General features: G+C 67.1%; 9 protein-coding genes, 1 tRNA gene and 3 pseudogenes. 9 read left to right on the top strand and 4 right to left on the bottom strand.

All coding sequences use genetic code 11. The features are described 5' to 3' along the window. Positions 1-134: 134 nt before the first annotated feature. Together NTX40_10070 and NTX40_10065 are read right to left on the bottom strand one after the other, a co-directional pair. On the bottom strand, positions 135-1034 hold the full coding sequence (locus tag NTX40_10070) for an electron transfer flavoprotein subunit beta/FixA family protein (protein ID MCX5649419.1): 900 nt from the start codon (positions 1032-1034) through the stop codon (positions 135-137). A 331-nt stretch (positions 1035-1365) separates the two neighbouring features. Then, positions 1366-1442: transfer RNA gene (locus NTX40_10065), tRNA-Arg, on the bottom strand. Positions 1443-1702: 260 nt separating this feature from the next. Here NTX40_10065 and NTX40_10060 point away from each other — a divergent pair. The 3 genes from NTX40_10060 to NTX40_10050 all read left to right on the top strand — a co-directional run bounded on the left by NTX40_10060 (position 1703) and on the right by NTX40_10050 (position 7141). Beyond that, a complete protein-coding gene (locus NTX40_10060) occupies positions 1703-3238 on the top strand; it encodes a DUF4159 domain-containing protein (GenBank protein ID MCX5649418.1) in 1536 nt (511 codons plus the stop codon). Positions 3239-3291: 53 nt separating this feature from the next. Further along, positions 3292-4404, top strand: a complete 1113-nt coding sequence (locus tag NTX40_10055; GenBank protein ID MCX5649417.1) for a MoxR family ATPase — start codon at positions 3292-3294, stop codon at positions 4402-4404. 103 nt (positions 4405-4507) lie between these two features. Next, positions 4508-7141: a cation-translocating P-type ATPase gene (locus tag NTX40_10050; GenBank protein MCX5649416.1), complete on the top strand. Its 2634-nt coding sequence runs from the start codon at positions 4508-4510 to the stop codon at positions 7139-7141. Here the strand turns inward: NTX40_10050 and NTX40_10045 are convergent. Further along, positions 7138-7557 (bottom strand): hypothetical protein, encoded by a 420-nt coding sequence (locus NTX40_10045; GenBank protein MCX5649415.1) that lies wholly within the window; start codon positions 7555-7557, stop codon positions 7138-7140. The genes NTX40_10050 and NTX40_10045 overlap by 4 nt on opposite strands. Positions 7558-7724: 167 nt before the next feature. Here NTX40_10045 and NTX40_10040 point away from each other — a divergent pair, with 167 nt between their 5' ends. The 3 genes from NTX40_10040 to NTX40_10030 all read left to right on the top strand — a co-directional run bounded on the left by NTX40_10040 (position 7725) and on the right by NTX40_10030 (position 11820). Then, on the top strand, positions 7725-8993 hold the full coding sequence (locus NTX40_10040) for an ADP-ribosylglycohydrolase family protein (protein ID MCX5649414.1): 1269 nt from the start codon (positions 7725-7727) through the stop codon (positions 8991-8993). A 122-nt stretch (positions 8994-9115) separates the two neighbouring features. Continuing rightward, complete coding sequence (locus NTX40_10035; protein MCX5649413.1) at positions 9116-9439, top strand: hypothetical protein; 324 nt, start codon at positions 9116-9118, stop codon at positions 9437-9439. A gap of 173 nt (positions 9440-9612) precedes the next feature. Beyond that, positions 9613-11820 (top strand): hypothetical protein, encoded by a 2208-nt coding sequence (locus NTX40_10030; GenBank protein MCX5649412.1) that lies wholly within the window; start codon positions 9613-9615, stop codon positions 11818-11820. A 6-nt stretch (positions 11821-11826) separates the two neighbouring features. On the opposite strand, the gene NTX40_10025 is transcribed toward NTX40_10030, so the two are convergent. Continuing rightward, on the bottom strand, positions 11827-13536 hold the full coding sequence (locus NTX40_10025) for a hypothetical protein (protein MCX5649411.1): 1710 nt from the start codon (positions 13534-13536) through the stop codon (positions 11827-11829). A gap of 201 nt (positions 13537-13737) precedes the next feature. Here NTX40_10025 and secA point away from each other — a divergent pair. From secA to NTX40_10010, 3 pseudogenes are all read left to right on the top strand, one after another. Continuing rightward, positions 13738-16416 (top strand): annotated as a pseudogene (gene secA / locus NTX40_10020) (preprotein translocase subunit SecA). A gap of 249 nt (positions 16417-16665) precedes the next feature. After that, a pseudogene (locus NTX40_10015) lies at positions 16666-17424 on the top strand (hypothetical protein). Between the two features lie 144 nt (positions 17425-17568). Continuing rightward, positions 17569-17682: pseudogene (locus NTX40_10010) on the top strand (SEC-C metal-binding domain-containing protein). Positions 17683-17792: the final 110 nt, after the last annotated feature.

Here is a 17792-nt window from a genome sequence, read left to right as displayed (position 1 = left end):
CTTCCGCCTTCGCCCTGCGGGCTCCGGCGGACAGGTCGGGTCGCGGCTAAACGTCTCCGCTCGCACCCCAATCCGCAATCCGCAATCTCCCTGTTCCTTCGTTGGAGCCCTTCGGGCCGAAATCCGCAATGGCTTCACCCGATCGTATGGTCTTCAATCAGTTCGTGGACCATTGTCGCTATTGCCTCTTCGGTCGGCTCGACCTTCTTGAAGCCGCTGCCCTTCAGGACGACCGACTGAATGCGTTTAACCTTCGTGGGGCTGCCGTCGCGCCCGCACCATGCCAGATCGGCCCCGATGTCCTGGAGGTCCCACTGGGTAATCAGGAGACCGCGGGCCTGGAGCGCCTCGGCCCGCGCCTGGGCCTGGGCGGGGTCGGGCGTCTCGCGCTCGATCTCCGCGCGCGACCGGGCTTTCTTGACCGCCATCACGCGCTTGGCCGACGGCGGACGCGCCGCGGGCGCCTGGTCGGTTACCGTGAGGAGACATGGCAGCGGACATTCGATGCGCTCCGTGCCCTCGCCCGTATTGCGGCGGGCGCGAAGGCGGCCTCCGGCCACTTCCTCCACGCATTCGACGTAGGTCACCTGGGGCCAGCCGAGTTTCTCCGCCGTCTGGGGCGGCACCTGGGCCGTGTCGCCATCGATCGCCTGACGACCGCAGACCACCAGGTTCACCCCGGCGCGCCGGGGCTCATTCAGTTTGCGCACGGCACAGGAAAGGATATAACTGGTGGCCAGGGTGTCGCTGGCGGCCGCGCGGCGGTCGGTAATCAGCACCACGTCGTCGGCGCCCCGCTCCAGGCTTTCCCGCAGGACCTCGCAGGCCTGGGGCGGACCCATCGTGACGACCGTCACCCGGCCGCCGTACCTTTCTTTGAGTTCCAGGGCGGCTTCGAGGGCATGGAGGTCTTCCGGGTTGAAAATGGCCGGCAGGGCGCTGCGGTTGACGGTCCCGTCGTCGCGCATCGCCTCGCCGGTGATGCGTTTGGTGTCCGGCACCTGCTTGATGAGAACCACGATGTTATAGGCCATCTGCCCTCAATCCCTCGTTTTCGCTAGGCCGGCGGACGGGCAGCAGGAAGGCCATAGGTTAATCCGCCCCGGCCGGGGGGTCAAGCGGAAACCGCCGGGAGAGGCAACGCGGAACCCGGACCCGCCGTCGTCCCGATGAATCGGGACTATGCCGCGGCAAACCCGGAAACCGGAAAGGGGCAAAACGACGAACGTTCAACAGCCAACGCTCAACGTTCAACGTCCAAAGGATTATTTGGCCAGGATGGACCCGTTCCCGGGAAGGCGGGCGTTCTCGGCGGTCTCCCCATGTATGAAAGGGGCCCTCTGGGCTGCGGTTCGAGGTCGGGGTTGGCGCGCCCGGAGGGAGTCGAACCCCCAACCCTCGGATCCGAAGTCCGATGCTCTATCCAATTGAGCTACGGGCGCGTGCCCGCCATTTTACTCCGCGAGGCGGGTCTGTCAATTCCGAGGCGGGAAGGGGTGGGAAGGGGAGAAGCGGCGTTTTCTTGCAATTTCCGCACCGGGCCGGGAGTATAATTTAGAGGAGCCCGGCGGGCCGGCGCGGATTTGGGTCGGCACCCTGCTATAGTGTTGCCGATTAAAGAGACGGCAAAGGCCGTTTTCTAACCCCGCTGTGGCGCGGGTGCTAGCCCGTTGCCTTGACGGCGCCGGAACGAGGGAAAGCCATGTCACGCTCGAAGGTCGAAACGAATCGGGTCGCGCGAGGTCTGCTGGCGATGCTGGTGGCGGGTCTGGCGGCGGCGCTGGCGGCGGAGGCGTCGGCGCAGCCTCGGACGTGCGGTCCGCCGCCGCCGGCGGCCCCGCAGCGTCGGACGGCGGCGGAGAGTTTTCCGCCGCTGCCGCTGCCCGCGACGCCGCTTCGCCGGACCGAGAAGAAACGCCAGCCGAGCCCGCCGGCCCTGGTGGGGAAGGCGATCCTGGGGGACGTCAAGTGGGTGACGGAGAACGGCCAGCGGACGAGTTTCCGCGACTGGATGACCGACCCGAACGACATCGGGAACCTTCTGGAGTGGACGAACCGGCAGTTGAACATCCAGTACCGTGCGGTGGACACGGACCTGCCGGAGTTCTCGTGCAATCCGACGGAACTGCCGATCTTGTACTTCACGGGCCACGACGCGTTCACGGTGCCGGACGAACTCCTGCCGAGGCTGAGGCAATTCTGCGTCGACGGCGGGATGATCCTCGGCGACGCGTGCTGCGGGGCGCCGGAGTTCGACAAGGCGTTCCGCGCGTTCGTGGCGAAACTGTTCGGGAACCAGCGCCCCCTGGAGCCGCTGCCGGCGGACCATCCGCTGTATTCCTCGTTCTACAACATCGGGTCGGTGCGGTACTCGCGGGAGGGGAAGGAATGGAATGCCGCGCCGCCGCTGGAGGCCGTCCACATCGGATGCCGGGCGGCCGTCATCTACACGGGCGGGTACGACTGCTCGTGCGGGTGGGACGGGCACATCCACGAGCACGGCCAGCGCGTGTTGCCGAAGGACGCGCGCATGCTGGGCGCGAACATCCTCACTTACGCCCTGGCGACGTACGAACTGGGGCGGTTCCTCTCGACGGAGCGGGTGTATCACCAGACGGGCGAGCCGACGCGGGACCAACTCGTCATCGCCCAGGTCATTCACGACGGCGACTGGGACACGCAGCCGTCGGCGCTGGCGGCGCTCTTGAAGCACCTGGCGCAAAATACGACGGTGGAAGTGCAGTTCAAGCGTGAGAACGTGGACCTGAGGAGCATCGATGCCTTCGCGCACCCGATCCTCTACATGACGGGCCACAAGGACTTCAAACTCGCGGACGAGGAAGTGCAGAACCTGCAGCGGTACCTGGCGGCGGGGGGCGTGCTGGTGGCCAACGCGTGTTGCGGCCGCAAAGGCTTCGACGACGCGTTCCGGCGCGAGATCCGGCGCGTCCTGCCGGACCACCCCCTCGAGCGACTCCCCCTCGATCACCCGGTCTACCGCGCGGTCTATCCGATCCAGGAGGTGATCTATACGCCGCTGGTGCTGCACGAGCATCCGGGCCTGCGGGAGCCGACGCTCGAAGGCATCAGCCTGGAAAACCAGTTGCGGGTGGTCTACAGCCCGTACGGGTTCGTGAACGGGTGGTCGGGGGCGCCGAATCCGTACGCGCGGGAATACCGGACCGACGACGCCCTGCGCCTGGGGATCAACATCCTGGTGTACGCGATGACGCACTGACCGCGGGACGACGGGGGTCCGCCGCCGAACGGGAATGCGAAAGGAGGGCTTTCTTGGCTGAACAACCCGGCCGCAGCGCGGAGGAAGTGAAACTGGTCCGCCAACTGGGCGAGGCGCGGAGCCTGCTGCTCGGCGAAATCCACAAGGTGATCGTGGGCCAGGACGAGGTGATCGAGCAGTTGCTGCTGGCGATGTTTTCGCGCGGCCACTGCCTGATGGTCGGCGTGCCGGGGCTCGCCAAGACGCTCCTGGTGTCGACGATCGCGAAGGTGCTGAAACTGAAGTTCAGCCGGATCCAATTCACGCCGGACCTCATGCCGTCGGACATCACGGGGACGGACGTCATCGAGGAGAATCGTACGACGGGGGGGCGGGAGTTCCGGTTCATCAAGGGCCCGGTGTTCGCGAACATGGTGCTGGCCGACGAGATCAACCGGACGCCGCCGAAAACCCAGTCGGCCCTGTTGCAGGCGATGCAGGAGTATCACGTGACGACCGGGGGGAACACCTACCCGCTGGACCTTCCGTTCTTCGTCCTGGCGACGCAGAACCCGATCGAGCAGGAAGGGACCTATCCGCTGCCCGAGGCGCAACTGGACCGGTTCATGTTCATGGTGAACGTCGACTACCCGACGCGCGAGGACGAGCAGACGATCGTGAAGGCAACGACGGCGGAGGAGAGTTACGACCTGAGGCTCGTCCTGGGGGGAAAAGACATTCTGAACGTTCAGCGGATCGTCCGGCGCGTGCCCGTGTCGGACCACGTCGTGGACTACGCGGTGAGCCTTGCCCGCGCCACGCGGCCGCGGACGGCGGACGCGCCGTCGTTCATCAACGAATGGCTGACGTGGGGCGCCGGGCCGCGGGCGGCGCAGTACATGATTCTGGGTGCGAAGGCGCGGGCGATCTTCTCCGGCCGGGTGAACGTGACTTGCGACGACGTGCGGAAGGTGGCGCACCCTGTGCTTCGGCACCGGCTGTTCACGAACTTCAACGCCGACGCCGAAGGCATCACCCCCGAGAAGATCGTTGACCGCCTCGTCCAGACCGTGCCGGAGCCTCGGCCGGAGGACTATCGCACGCCGCGCGCCCGAGCCGCGGCACCGTCCGAGGCAATCGGAGAGGCCGTTGGGAGCGACCCCGCCCCCGACGCGCCGCCGGCCTGAAACCCGCAAGCCAGCCGGCCTTAACCACCTCGGCCTCCGGTTCTTGTTGCATCCCGCTGTCCCGAAGCGTAAAAGGAACCGGCCCCAGAGAAGGGAGCGCTTCTTGGCAGACACGCCGCGATCCTGGCATGCGACGAGCGCCGGCGAGATGGCCGAGGCCCTCGGCACGGACCTCGCCGCCGGCCTTTCGCACGCCGAGGCCGAGGCGAGGCTCGCGCGCCACGGCCGGAACGTCCTCCCCGAGGGTCGCCGCCGGACCGTCCTCCACATGTTCCTCGATCAGTTCCGGGACTTTCTCATTTGGATTTTGATCGCGGCGGCGGCCGTTTCCTTCGCCCTCGGCGAGATGACCGACGCATACGTCATTCTGGCGATCCTGGTGATGAACGCCGCCCTGGGCGTCGCCCAGGAGTACAAGGCGAGCCGCGCCCTGGAAGCCCTGAAGCAACTCTCGGTGCCCGAGTGCGAGGTCGTGCGCGACGGGCACAGCCTCCGCATCAGCAGCCAGGCGGTCGTCCCCGGCGACCTGGTGGTCCTGCGCGAAGGGAGCCATGTGCCGGCGGACCTGCGGCTCGTGGAAACCCATCACCTGCGGACGGACGAGGCCAGCCTGACAGGCGAATCCGCGCCGGTCGAAAAGACCGCCGAGCCGATGGACCACGACGTGCCGCTCGCCGAGCGCCGGAACATGGCGTACGCCGGCACGGTCGCCGTTTACGGCCGCGGGGCAGGCTTGGCCGTGGCCACGGGCGCCGAGCGCGAGATCGGCCGGATCGCCCAATTGCTGGAGACCGAGAAGAGAACGAGCACGCCGCTCCAGCAGAAACTCGCCGGGTTCGGCAAAGGACTGGGCCTGGCGACACTGGCCATCTGCGCAGCCATCTTCGGCCTGGGCCTGGCCCGCGGCGAGCCGCCGCTGGGGATTTTCATGACGGCTGTGAGCCTCGCCGTCGCCGCCATCCCAGAAGGTTTGCCGGCCATCATCACGGTCGCGCTCGCCGTCGGCGTCCACCGCATGAGCCGCCACCACGCCATCGTCCGGAGACTCCACGCCGTCGAGACGCTCGGCTGCACAACGACCATCTGCACGGACAAGACCGGCACGCTAACCGAGAGCCGGATGAGCGTGGCCGACGTCGTCCTGGCGCCGGAACTCGTCGGGCCCGAGGGCGCCCCGGACGCCGCCGTCCGCCGGCGGATACTCCAGATCGCCGTCCTCTGCAACGACGCCGAGGCGGGCGCCGACGAAACCGGCCGTGTCGGCGACCCGACGGAACTGGCGCTCCTGGACTTCGCGCGAGGATCGGGCGTCTGTGCGTCGGACCTGCGGCGCGCCCATCGCCGCCTGGCCGAGGCGCCGTTCGACTCGGACCGCAAGCGCATGGCCACGCTCCACGACCTTGACGAGGGGCGCCGCTTGCTCGTCAAGGGCGCGCCCGACGTCCTCTTGGAGCGATGCGCCTTCTTCGACTCCGGCGGCCGACCCCAACCGCTCGGCGACGCCGACAAGAACCGCATCCGCCGGCGCCTGGACGACATGGCGGGCCGGGCGCTGCGCGTCCTCGCCTTCGCCTGGAAAGACGCCGCCGGCGCCGAGACGGCCTCAGCCGAGGACGAGATAGACCTTGTGCTGGCAGGGCTCGTGGCGATGCGCGACCCGCCGCGACCGGAGGTGCGCGAGGCGCTCGACCAAGCGACCGGCGCCGGCATCCGAACGATCATGATCACGGGCGACGCCCTGCCGACGGCCAAGGCCATCGCCGCCGAACTCGGACTCCTTGAACCCGGCGACGAATGCATCACCGGACGCGACCTCGAGGCCTGGAGCCCCGACCAACTGCGCGAGCACATCGGGCGGACTCGCGTCTTCGCCCGCGTCTGGCCCGAGCAGAAACTCCGGATCGTCGAAGCGCTGCAGTCCAGCGGCGAGATCGTGGCGATGACGGGCGACGGCGTGAACGACGCCCCCGCCCTTCAAAGAGCCGACATCGGCGTCGCCATGGGCGTTACGGGGACCGACGTCGCCAAGGGGGCCGCCGACCTGGTGCTGATGGACGACAACTTCGCCACCATCGTCGAGGCGATCCGCGAGGGACGCGTCATCTTCGACAACATCCGCAAGTTCGTCACCTACCTGCTCGCCTGCAATCTGGGAGAACTGCTCGCGATTCTGGTTCCCGTGGCCGTCGGCCTGGGCGTGCCGCTGGTTCCTGTGCAGATACTCCTCATCAACCTCGTGACGGACGGACTGCCGGCCATGGCCCTGGGAATGGACGCGCCGGGGCCGGACATCATGCGCCGTCGGCCACGTCCGCCGAAGGAAGGCATCCTGACGCGGCATTTGTGTGCGATGATCGGCTTTAACGCCCTCTTCATCGCCCTGGCGGTCATCCTCGCGTTCTGGCTGGGGATGCGCTCGGGCGACGCGGCCGCGGGGCGGACCATGGCGTTCGTGACCCTGGCGCTGGCAGAACTGGCGCGGGCCTGGAGCGCCCGATCCGAAACCCAAAACATCTGGCGCCTCGACCCGCGCACGAACCTCTACCTGGCGGGGGCGTGTATCCTCTCGGCCGCGATCGTCCTGGCGGCGGTCGTCATGGGCCCGCTCCAGGCGCTCTTTGGGACGTGCACGCTGGACGGGGGCCAGTGGGCGACGGTGCTCGCCCTGTCGCTCGTGCCGGTAGCGGCTTATGAGGTCTGGAAGGCGGGATGGAGGCTCGCGCGAAAGCGGCGCTAGACGGCCGTCGGGACGAGGCGCTCGAGCCACTCGGCCAAGGAGGGCCATGCCGGCACGAGAAGCACCGCGAGCAGGGCGGCCAGGCCCATCGCCGCACACCACACCGCCGCCGCCTTCCCGAACGTTATGCTGAACCCATTTCGGAGCACGGCGACCGAGACGGTGATCACCAGCACCAGGCCGAGCCAGTATATCCAGGGCGCCAGGTCCGGCCGGCCGGGAACCACCTCCACCGTCAGGATGAAGACGATGGCGGCGACGGCGGCGGCGACGATCGCCGAGAAAAGGGCGCTCAGCATCGCCCGGCCGAAGGTCGCGCCCTCGACGTGGACCATCCCTGCGGCGACCCGGAAGCAGAATCCGGTCGCGAGGACGATTCCGACGGCCTTCAGGCCCCACACCAGTGCGGTGGTCATGGCAATTCCTTGCATTCCCCTCGCGGCGTCTGTAGAATCGGCCACGGGCGCGGCAAAGTCAAAGGAATCGGCAGGCGGCGGGAATCGCCGGAACTTCGGATCGGCCCGCGGGTTCCATGGGGCGACAGGAGAACAGACCGAAGGCATTTCAAACGAAAGGAGTTACCATGCGCAGAGTCACATCGTTCCTCGCAGTCCTCGTCATGGCCGGGACAGCCGCGGCGGCGCCGCCCACGGAGCGGCGCCTCGCCGTCCAAGAGTACGTGAACCGAATGAAGGCGGGATGGATCGGGCAGATGGCCGGCGTCGGCCAGGGCGGCCCGACCGAGTTCAAGTTCAAGGGTGCCATCATGCCCGAGGAGCGGATGCCGAAATGGAACCCCGGCATGATCAACCAGTTCAACCAGGATGATATCTACGTCGAGATGACGTTCCTGGGGACGCTGGAACAGCACGGGCTGGACGTTTCGGTGCGCCAGGCGGGCATCGACTTTGCGAAGTCGGGGTATCCGCTGTGGCACGCGAACAACGCCGGGCGAACCAACCTTCGGGGCGGCATCGCGCCGCCGGATTCGGGCCATCCCCAGTTCAACAAGCACGCCGACGACATCGATTACCAGATCGAGGCGGACTACAGCGGCCTCATCGCGCCGGGGCTTCCGAACGTCGCGATCGAATTGGGCGAGAAGTTCGGACGCCTGATGAACTACGGCGACGGCCTGTACGGCGGCCAGTTCGTCGGCGGCATGTACACGGAGGCCTTCTTCGAGACCGACCTCGCGGAGGTCGTCCGGGCCGGCCTCCGGTGCATTCCCGCCGAGAGCCAGTACGCCGAGATGGTCCGCGACGTCCTGAAGTGGCACGAAGAGAACCCGGACGACTGGACCAAAACGTGGCAACTCGTGGAGGACAAGTACCACAAGGACCCGAAGTACACGCACGGGCTCTGCAGCAAGCCGGGCGGCCCGGGGACCTTTAGCATCGACGCCAAACTCAACGGGGCCTACATCATCCTGGGCCTCCTGTACGGCAAGGGCGACCCGGACCAGTCAATCCGGATCGCCTGCCGCTCGGGGCAGGACTCCGATTGCAACCCTTCCAACACCGGGGGGATCCTTTTTACGACCATCGGGTTCGAGAAACTGCCCGACGCGTACAAGTCGGCGCTGAATCCCGAGGGCAAATTCAGCCACACGCCTTACACGTTCCCCGGCCTCGTGGCGACGTGCGAGAAACTCGCGAGGCAGGCGGTGATTCGGGCCGGCGGACGGGTCGAGAAGGAGGCCGGAGGCAAAGAGGTCTTCGTCATTCCAGTCCAGGCGCCGAAGCCGGGGGCACTGGAACGGTGCTGGGAGCCGGGGGCCGCCGCCGGCTCGAAGTTCACGCCGGAGGAGATGGAGAAGATCAAGGCCGGGCAAGGACAAGAGAAAAAGTAGAAATGCGCACCGCTCCCTCCGGGGAGCGCCGTCGAGTCGGGGCGCCGGTCAACCGTAAGGAAACCGGCGCTTCTTATTTGAGGAAGTGCGTCGGGCGATGGTGCGGCCGGAAGAATGTCCTCATGACGCACCCCTTGAACCGCGAGACCGGCTGCGTGCTCTCAAAGAAGGTCGAGGTGCCCGCGGGCAAGAAGACTGTCCTGCACCTGGTGGTGGCGAACGACCCGCGCGGCGACTTCGACCTTATCGTGCGGGCCGACGGCAAGGAACTCCTCAAAAAGACCGTGGCCGTGAACTCGGCCGACGCGAGCGGCAAGTGGATGACGGAGGACGTGGACCTCTCGCCCCTGGCCGGCAAGACCGTCACCGTCGAGATCGTCAACCAGCCGACCGGCTGGTCGTGGGAGGCCGCTTACGTCGCCGCGGTCACGGTCGCGAGCGAGTAAGACACTCGAACAGAAAGACCTTAACGCAGAGGACGCGGAGATCACGGAGAGAGCACAGAGAGGTTTTTCTTGTTGAACAACTGGTGCCTGTTCCTTTTCTCTGCGATCTCTGCCTCCTCTGCGTTCTCCGCGTTCATTCTGTTAGAGGCTTCAAACGTAGGAAAGGGGCCGTCGTGAGCCACTGGATTACCGCCGTGCTCGTCTGCCTCGCGCCCCTGTGCGCCTTCGCGGCCGAGCCGGTCGCCGCGCGCGGACCGCTGGACCCGCGCGGCACAATCCACATCCCCATCGGCATCCCGAACACGCTGGACTCGCTCAAAACGTTCGTCGAGGCCGAGGGCAACTTCTCGCCCGGCTTCGCCACGTACGGCATCTACTTCTGGGTCTACGACCCGGAGACGAAGAAACTCCGCGCCCCGACAATGGACGGCGCGCAGTGCGGGCACAGCCTTGGCCCCGACGGGTATCCCCTGCCTGAAATCACGTGGCGCATGGGGAACGTCGAAGGGCGGACGGCCTTGCTGCACTCCCGGTGCGCCTCGCCTGCCGGGGAGGTGCACGTCGTTGCCGCGTTCGTCTCGGTCAGCACGGGGAGAGGCCGCCTGTACGCCGCGCTGCGCCCGCTCGGCCCTGCGGGCGGACCGGTCCGCCAACTGGCCGTCAGCGACGAGGGCGACGCGCTGCTGGTGGACGGCCACCCGGCGCTCGTGGCCCTGACGAAACCCATGGCTGCGGGCGTCCTCCCGACCGATACCATCGGCAACCTGGCCATGGAGTGCAAGATGCCCACGGACAAGGTGGCGAAGTCGGAAACCGGCGACTGCTCCGGTGCGTTGTGCTTTGACCTCCAGACCGTCACGGCCGCGCCGTCGATAGGTTTCATCTGCCCCGTGCTGCCCGGGCGCCGGGCGGTCGCGCACGAGTGGGACGGCAAGAGCCAGTGGGCCCAGTTGGACCTTGCAAAGCCGAACCCGCCGGACGGCGGTAGCCTCCAGCCGGACCCGGGGTTGGACTTCTATCGCCGACTGCAGGTGCGGCAACTAGTCGAGGACGCCGATTCGTACTGGAAGGGCCTTCTGGGGCTGACCAGCGTCGCCGTTCCCGACCCGCGGTGGGGAGAGGCGCTGCGGGCCATCGTCGCCCACGCCGCCATCGCCATGAACGACGGCGCGCCGGACGTGGCGGTCGTCAACTACAACGTCTTCAACCGCGACGGCGTGTACACGGCCAACATCCTCCAGAAGTCCGGCCAGTTTGACCTTGCGGCCAAGGCCATCGACTACTTCCTCGCCCACCCCTTCAACGGCCGCGTGTACCCGGAGGCCGACAACCCCGGCCAGATTCTCTGGCTTCTGGGCGAGCACTGGATGCTGGCGCGCGACAAAGAGTGGCTGCGCCGCGTGTACCCGGGCGTCCGGAAACTGGCGGCCATGATCAAGTATTACCGCACCACGCCCGGGCCGCACTGGGTCAGCCCCACGAGCCTCAAGTTCGGCGACGCCCTGCCCAAGGAGGAACGGCAGAAACTGGAGCCCGGCCGCTGCGACGGCACGCACCCGGAGTACACCGAGGCGTTCGACATCGCGGGCCTCTGGCGTGCGGCGGCCCTGGCCCAGGCGATGGGCGAGGAGAAGGATGCGGGCGACTTCTCGGCCTTGGCGGACTCGCTCCTGGCGGCCTACGATGCGCGGTTCGCCGCCGACCTGGGCAAAGGGTACGGCAGTTACTGCGTCCTCTGGCCGTGCAGGCTGTACCCGGTGGCCGAGGGCCCGGCCTACGAGCGATTCAAGAAGGTGGGCGGCCAGAAGCCGGGCGGCTGGCGGTACTTCCCGCTGGCGACGGCCCACCAGGGCCTGCTGGCGGGGAGCCGCGACGCCGCCGCCGCAACCATCGCCTCGCACCTCGACCACGAGCAGATGCGCGGCTGGTACGCGTTTGATGAGGGCGGCAAGAGCGGCTCCGGCGGCTGGGGCTTCGCACGCACCACGTGGAACCCCTCCGTCGCCATGCCGCACGGCTGGGCGATTGCCGAGATGTGGCTCCTCCTGCGCGACGCCCTCCTGTTTGAGGACGGTGACCGGCTGGTCCTCCTGGGCGGCTTGCCGCAGGAGTGGCTCACGGGCAAGGAGCCCATCGCCGTCGCGGGACTGCCGACGTACTTCGGGCCGTGCTCGTTCGCGTGGAAACCGACCGACGGCGGCGCGACGCTCGTCCTGACGGGCAAGGCGGCGCCGGCCCAGGGGTTCGTCCTGCGTCTGCCCAAGTCGCTCAAGGCCGAGGTGAAGGTTGCCGGCAAGACGCTCAAGGCGGTGGGCGACGGTGACTTTCTGCTGCCGCTCGGGACCCAGGAAGCCACGGTCGCCTTCGCGCCAGGCCGGTAGGCGGCGCTACTTGGCCTTGTCGGAGGCAATGCGTCCCTCCCATCGAGCGGCTTCGGCTTCGTTGCCTGCCGCGCGGAGCGCTTTGGCATAGGCCTTGACAACGTGGACGAAAACGGGGTTCTGCTGCCCAGCCTGACGGTTGAAGTCGCTCTGGTATTCGGGGACCTTCTCGGCAACCATCTGGAGATACTTGAGGCGCATCGGCACATCGTCCATGAGGGCAAGGGCGCGGTCGAAGAGGTCCACGAAGCCGTAGTGGTCGGCGACGTATCGCTCGGAGGCGAGGACGTAGAGTTTGAGGGCCTTGTCCTTCTGTCCGACGGCCTCGAGGTAGGCCCCCTGGAGCCCGCGGAGTTTGACAGAGAGGTCGGGGCGCTGGCACTTCTCGTAAATCTGGAACGCGCTTTCGAGGAGGTTAAGGTTGCGGGTGATTTCTTTCTGGGGCGTCTGGGGCCCGGCGGCAAAGCGAGGCTGGAGGACCTTTTCGAGGACCTCAAATGTCAGATCGGGGTACTGGGCGTAGGCCTTGAACATGAGGTCGAAGTATTTTTCTCCCTCGTCCTGGGTGAGGACGCCGGCGACGACGGCGTCGGCGAGCCGTCGCCAGATGCCCGGGCAGTAGGGATTGCGGCGGATGGCGCCGTCGAGGAGGCCGACGGCGCTTTTGCGCGAGTCGGCGGGGCACATGTCATAGAGGTGGCAGGCGAAGCGGGCGTCGAGCAGGCCGTCGTAGGACCTGCCGATGGCCGCGGTCAAGAGTTGCACCTCGCGGTCGAGGATCCTCTTGCGTTCGACGGGGCACTGGACGAGTCCGCGGTAATACTTGTCGTAGTCGAAGCGTCCAGAGAAGAGGAGGTCGACGCCCTGTCCCTGGCGTCCGACCCAGGCGAGCCAGGCGTGGCCGCCGCGCTGCCCCTCGCCGACGTCGGACATGCTCGGCACGCCCATGGACTTCAGGACGTGCGCGGCGAAATAGGCCCGGTCGGAACATACGCCGCCGTACGCCCGGATGTTGGGAAGGGTGTAGGGATGGCCGGCAATCCTGCCCGGGCCGCCCACCTTGCTCATATCGTAGGGGACGTCGTAATAGATTTTCTCGAGCGCGCGGGCGGCGCCGTAGTTCTCGAGCGCCCACTGGCGTTCGGCGATGGAGACCTTGTTGTCCGCGACGTACGCCAGCAGGAGCCAGGGCGTCGTCTTCAGGGAGACCTTCATCTGCGGCTCGTGCTTGAGGTACCAGTCGAAGGATTCCTCGCAGGAGGGCGCGGCATCGCCTCCCTTTTTCTTGGGCGCGCGGCCGTGGACAACCGCGAAGACGAGGGCGAGATGCTTGTGGCTGTCGAGGTCCTTTCCGAACCTGTCGCGCAGGGCCTTGAGCGCGGCGGGGATGCCGGGCTCGTACTTCGGATGAAGTTCGACGAGCAGGGCGTCGTGGACGAGTTTGTCGGAGGCGACCCAGGTCCAAAAATCTTCCGGAACGGTGGCGGGGACGAACCGCTCGCGGGCGCGGGCGTCGGCATACTGCCTAAAGAGCACAAGGACCTCGTCGGTCAGGGTCCCCGCGCCGGCCTTTTCGAGGAGAACCTGCTCCAGTTCCTTGGCGGTCTTGGGCGGTTCCAGGGCCGACGGCTTCCCGGGTGGCGCGGCGGCCGACGCCACGCCCGCCAGGAGAACCGCCATCCACGCCACGAGGACCGCACCGCATGCTTTTCGCATCGCGTCGCCTCCCGCCTGTGGCGAAACGGACAGGGATAACTATCCATGCATACAGTAACGCCTGGAAGCGGTGGGGTCAAGCGGCCTGGGCGGAGGCCGTGCGCGGCCGAGGCCAATCGCGGCGCCGCATTGACGCTTTCGCTCAAGCCTGTGTATAATCGCCGCTTCAGGCGGTCATAGCGGCGCAGGACGGACCACGGAATGGCACTGGAAATCGTCGGTGAAATCTTCGGGCGAGTGGCGCGCGCGATCTTCGGGTCGCGCAACGAGCGGTTGCTGCGCGCCTACCGGGAGACGGTGGATCGGGTCAACGCGCTGGAGCCGGAGTTCCAGCGGCTGACGGACGAGGCACTTCGGGCGAAGACGGACGAATTGCGGTCGCGCCTGCCGTGCGACGAAATCGCCCGCATCTGCCGCTCGTACAACCAGCGGATCGCCGCGGCGACCGACCAGCAGGAACAGAAGCGGCTGCGAACGGAATTGCGCGGCCTCATCAACGGGTACCTGGACCCCCTTTTGCCGGAGGCGTTTGCCGCCGCGCGGGAGGTGGCGAAGCGGACGGTCTGGCTCGGACACGCGGAGGCGCCGCCGGATTATCATCCCGAGATCCAGGGGCAGATCCGCCTGGCGATGCGCGGCGAGGCGAGCCTCCTGGACTCTTCGACCGGCAAGCCCATCGAGACGTTCGGCCTCTACGGCATGCGGCCGTACGACGTGCAACTCATCGGGGCGATGGTGTTGCACGAGGGCAAGATCGCGGAGATGGCCACCGGCGAGGGGAAGACGCTGGTGGCGTCGCTGGCGGTGTACCTGAACGCGCTGGCCGGCCGGCCGGTGCACATCGTCTCGACAAACGATTACCTGGTGCGCGTGGGGCGGGAGTGGAACGAGCCGATCTTCCGCCGCCTCGGCCTCTCGGTCGGCGCGATCCAGGCCGGCATGGACAGCCACGAGCGCAAACCCCAGTACGCGTGCGACATCACGTACGGGACGAACAACGAGTTCGGCTTCGATTACCTGCGCGACAACATGAAGACCAGCCGGGCCGAACAGGTCCAGGGCGAATTGGCGTACGCCATCGTGGACGAGTGCGACTCGGTGCTGGTTGACGAGGCGCGGACGCCGCTCATTATTTCCGGCCCGGCGTTCGAATCGACGGACAAGTACGCGAAGGCGGACGAGATCGCGCGGCACCTTCGGCCGGGGAAACTGGGGACGGCCGACAGCCCGGAGAGCGGCGACTTCGAGATCAAGGAGAAGGAGCACCAGTGCCCCCTGACGGAACAGGGACGTCGTCGGGCGGAGCAACTGGCGGGCGTCGGGAGTTTCTACGTCGCGGGCAACATGGATTGGCCGCACCTGATTGACCAGGCGCTGCGGGCGCATTACCTCTATCGGCTCGACAAGGAATACGTCGTGCACGGGGAGGACGTGATCATCGTGGACGAGTTCACGGGCCGGCTGATGCCCGGGCGTCAATGGTCGGAAGGGCTGCACCAGGCGGTGGAGGCGAAGGAAGGGATCCGCATCAAGGAAGAGACGCAGACGCTGGCGACGATCACGCTCCAGAACTTTTTCCGGATGTACGACAAACTCGCCGGCATGACGGGGACGGCGATGACCGAGGCCGAGGAGTTCCACAAGATTTACGACCTGGACGTGGTGCAGGTGCCGACGAACCGCCCCCTCTCGCGCGTCGGCCACCCGGACCTCGTCTTCCGCACCGGCCTTTGGAAGGTGGACGACAAGGGGCACCCCATCTTGGACGCGAAGGGGAACCACATCCTGGCAGAAAAGGGACAGGCCCTCCTCGAGGAAATCAAGGATTACTATGATCGCGGGCTGCCGGTGCTCGTCGGCACGACGAGCATCGAGAAGAACGAATTCCTGAGCCGGATGCTCGAGCGGACGCACGGCATTCCGCACGAGGTGCTGAACGCGAAACACCACGAGAAGGAAGCCGAAATCGTCGCCGTCGCCGGCCAACAGCACGCCGGCCGCGACGGGAAACCCAAGGGCAACGTCACAATCGCGACGAACATGGCGGGACGCGGGACCGACATCAAACTAGGGCCCGGCGTCGTCTTTCCGGCGTGCTACGGGCCTTGGGATACGGCGAAGCAAAGCATCCCGTCGGACTTCGGGTTCAAGTGCTGCGTCGGATGCCCCGAGTACGACCCGCGCACCAACTGTGCCCACTGCTTCAAGCCGGCGGTGGATTCCTCGTTCCCCCAGCGCGGGCGCACGGAGTGCGTCGAGAACCCGCCGTGCGGCCTGCACGTCATCGGGACGGAGCGGCACGAGGCGCGGCGAATCGACAACCAGTTGCGCGGGCGCTCGGGACGCCAAGGCGACCCGGGCTCGAGCCGATTCTTTCTCTCGCTCGAGGACGACCTGATGCGCATCTTCGCGCGCGATTGGGTTTCGGCGGCGCTCGGAAAACTCGGGATGGAAGAGGGGATGGCCCTCGAGCACCGCTGGCTGACGCGCGGCATCGAGAACGCCCAGAAGAAGGTCGAGGAGCGGAACTTCGGCATCCGCAAGCACCTCCTCGAATACGACGAGGTGATGGACCGCCAACGGAAGATCTTCTACGGCCGCCGTCAGAACGTCCTCGAGTCGGACGACCTGCGGGAGTTCGTCTGGGACCTCCTGGCCCAGAGCGCCCAGGCGGCCTGCGACCAGTACCTGTCGGAGACGTATAGTTACGAGACGATCGCGGAGTGGGCCCGGCGGAACCTGGGCGTCCAGGCGGACCTGGAGGCGCTGCGGGGCAAGGACGCGGAGGAACTGGCGGACTACCTGCGGGGCGAAGCGCGCCAGTGGGCACGCGAGACGATTGAAGAGACGCTCGGCGAGTTCATTCCCGACGCCGAGGAAACGTTCGACGACGGCGAGCCCCCACCGAAGCCCGATTACGCGTCGCTCGTCGCGTGGGCCCAGGCACACCTGGACGTGAGACTGCGGGAATCGGACCTCAAGAACGCGAGCAAGAAGGAAATCGAGGAGCGCCTGGAGCGTGCGGCGGACGAACGGCTCGAGGCGACGGACCTTTTGCGGGTCCAGGAATTTCTGCGGAACGATTTCCGCGAGGCGGCCTTGGCGGAGTGGGGCAACAAGAAGTTCGACATGAACCTGAAAGCGTCCGACTTCGCCGGAAAGGACCCCGGGGCCGCCGTCGAGACGCTGCTCGAGCGCCTGGGGACGCTCTACGAGGCGAAGGAGCGGACCTACCCGATCGAGTTCGCCATCGAGGAATACCTGACGCCGCAGATCGGCCAGGGGAACCAGGACTTCGAGGGCCTGGCGAGGTGGGCGTCGCGGTATTACCTGGCGGAGGTGAAGGCGGAGGACATCCGCGACCGGGACCCGAGAAAAGTGCGGGAGCATCTGCTCGCGGTCGCGCGGGAATTTGAATCGAGCGAGCGCCTTCGCCGCACCGTCGAGGAAGGCGTTCGCCGCCACCTGCCGGCGCCGGACCTGGACGCGGAGGAGCACTGGCAGGCGCTCGCCCAGTGGGCGAACCAGCGGCTCGGCCTCGAGATGACGCCGGGCGAGTTCGTCGAGGCGTGGCTGGACGCGTCGACGGCCAGCGGCGGGACGCCCGAGGCCGGCGAGCCTCTCGCGCGCGAGGAGGTCATGATCGCCCTCGTGCTGAGGCGGGCCCGGAGCGATCGCCGCGCCCGAATGACCGAACTCGAACGGTACCTCCTGCTTCAGGCCCACGACACGTCGTGGAAGGACCACCTGTATCAGATGGACATGCTGAGGTCCGGCGTGGGGCTTCACGCCTACGCGGAACAGCAGCCGATCCTGGTGTTCAAACGCGAAGGGCTGGAAATGTTCGAGCAGATGCTCGATTCGACCCGGGACAAGTTTACGGACCTCATCTTCCGTGCGCGGTGGGTGCGGCAGGAGGCGCTCGCGCGGATTTGGGCGGGCCAATCGAGCGAACACGCCGTCGCCGCCAGCGCCTACGAGGCCCAGCAGCGTGCCGCCCTCGAGGCGCACCAGCAGGGCCGCATGGCCGAGGAAGGCGAGGCCGTCAAACAAATCGTGCGCGAGGCGCCGAAGGTCGGCCGAAACGACCCCTGCCCGTGCGGCAGCGGGAAGAAGTACAAGAAGTGCTGCGGCCGGCGGGGGTAGGACGCCGGACCGGCTCGCCCATATCCTTCCCCCGGAACCATTTTGATTGAGGCCGGGTCCTCAAGCCGGTAGAATGCCGTCGCGCCGTGCGGGCGGCGTCTGCATGTTCA

This window comes from Planctomycetota bacterium (genome assembly GCA_026387035.1).
In the GTDB taxonomy this organism is placed as follows: Bacteria; Planctomycetota; Phycisphaerae; order FEN-1346; family FEN-1346; genus JAPLMM01.
This window is presented reverse-complemented; position numbering and strand designations above follow the sequence as displayed.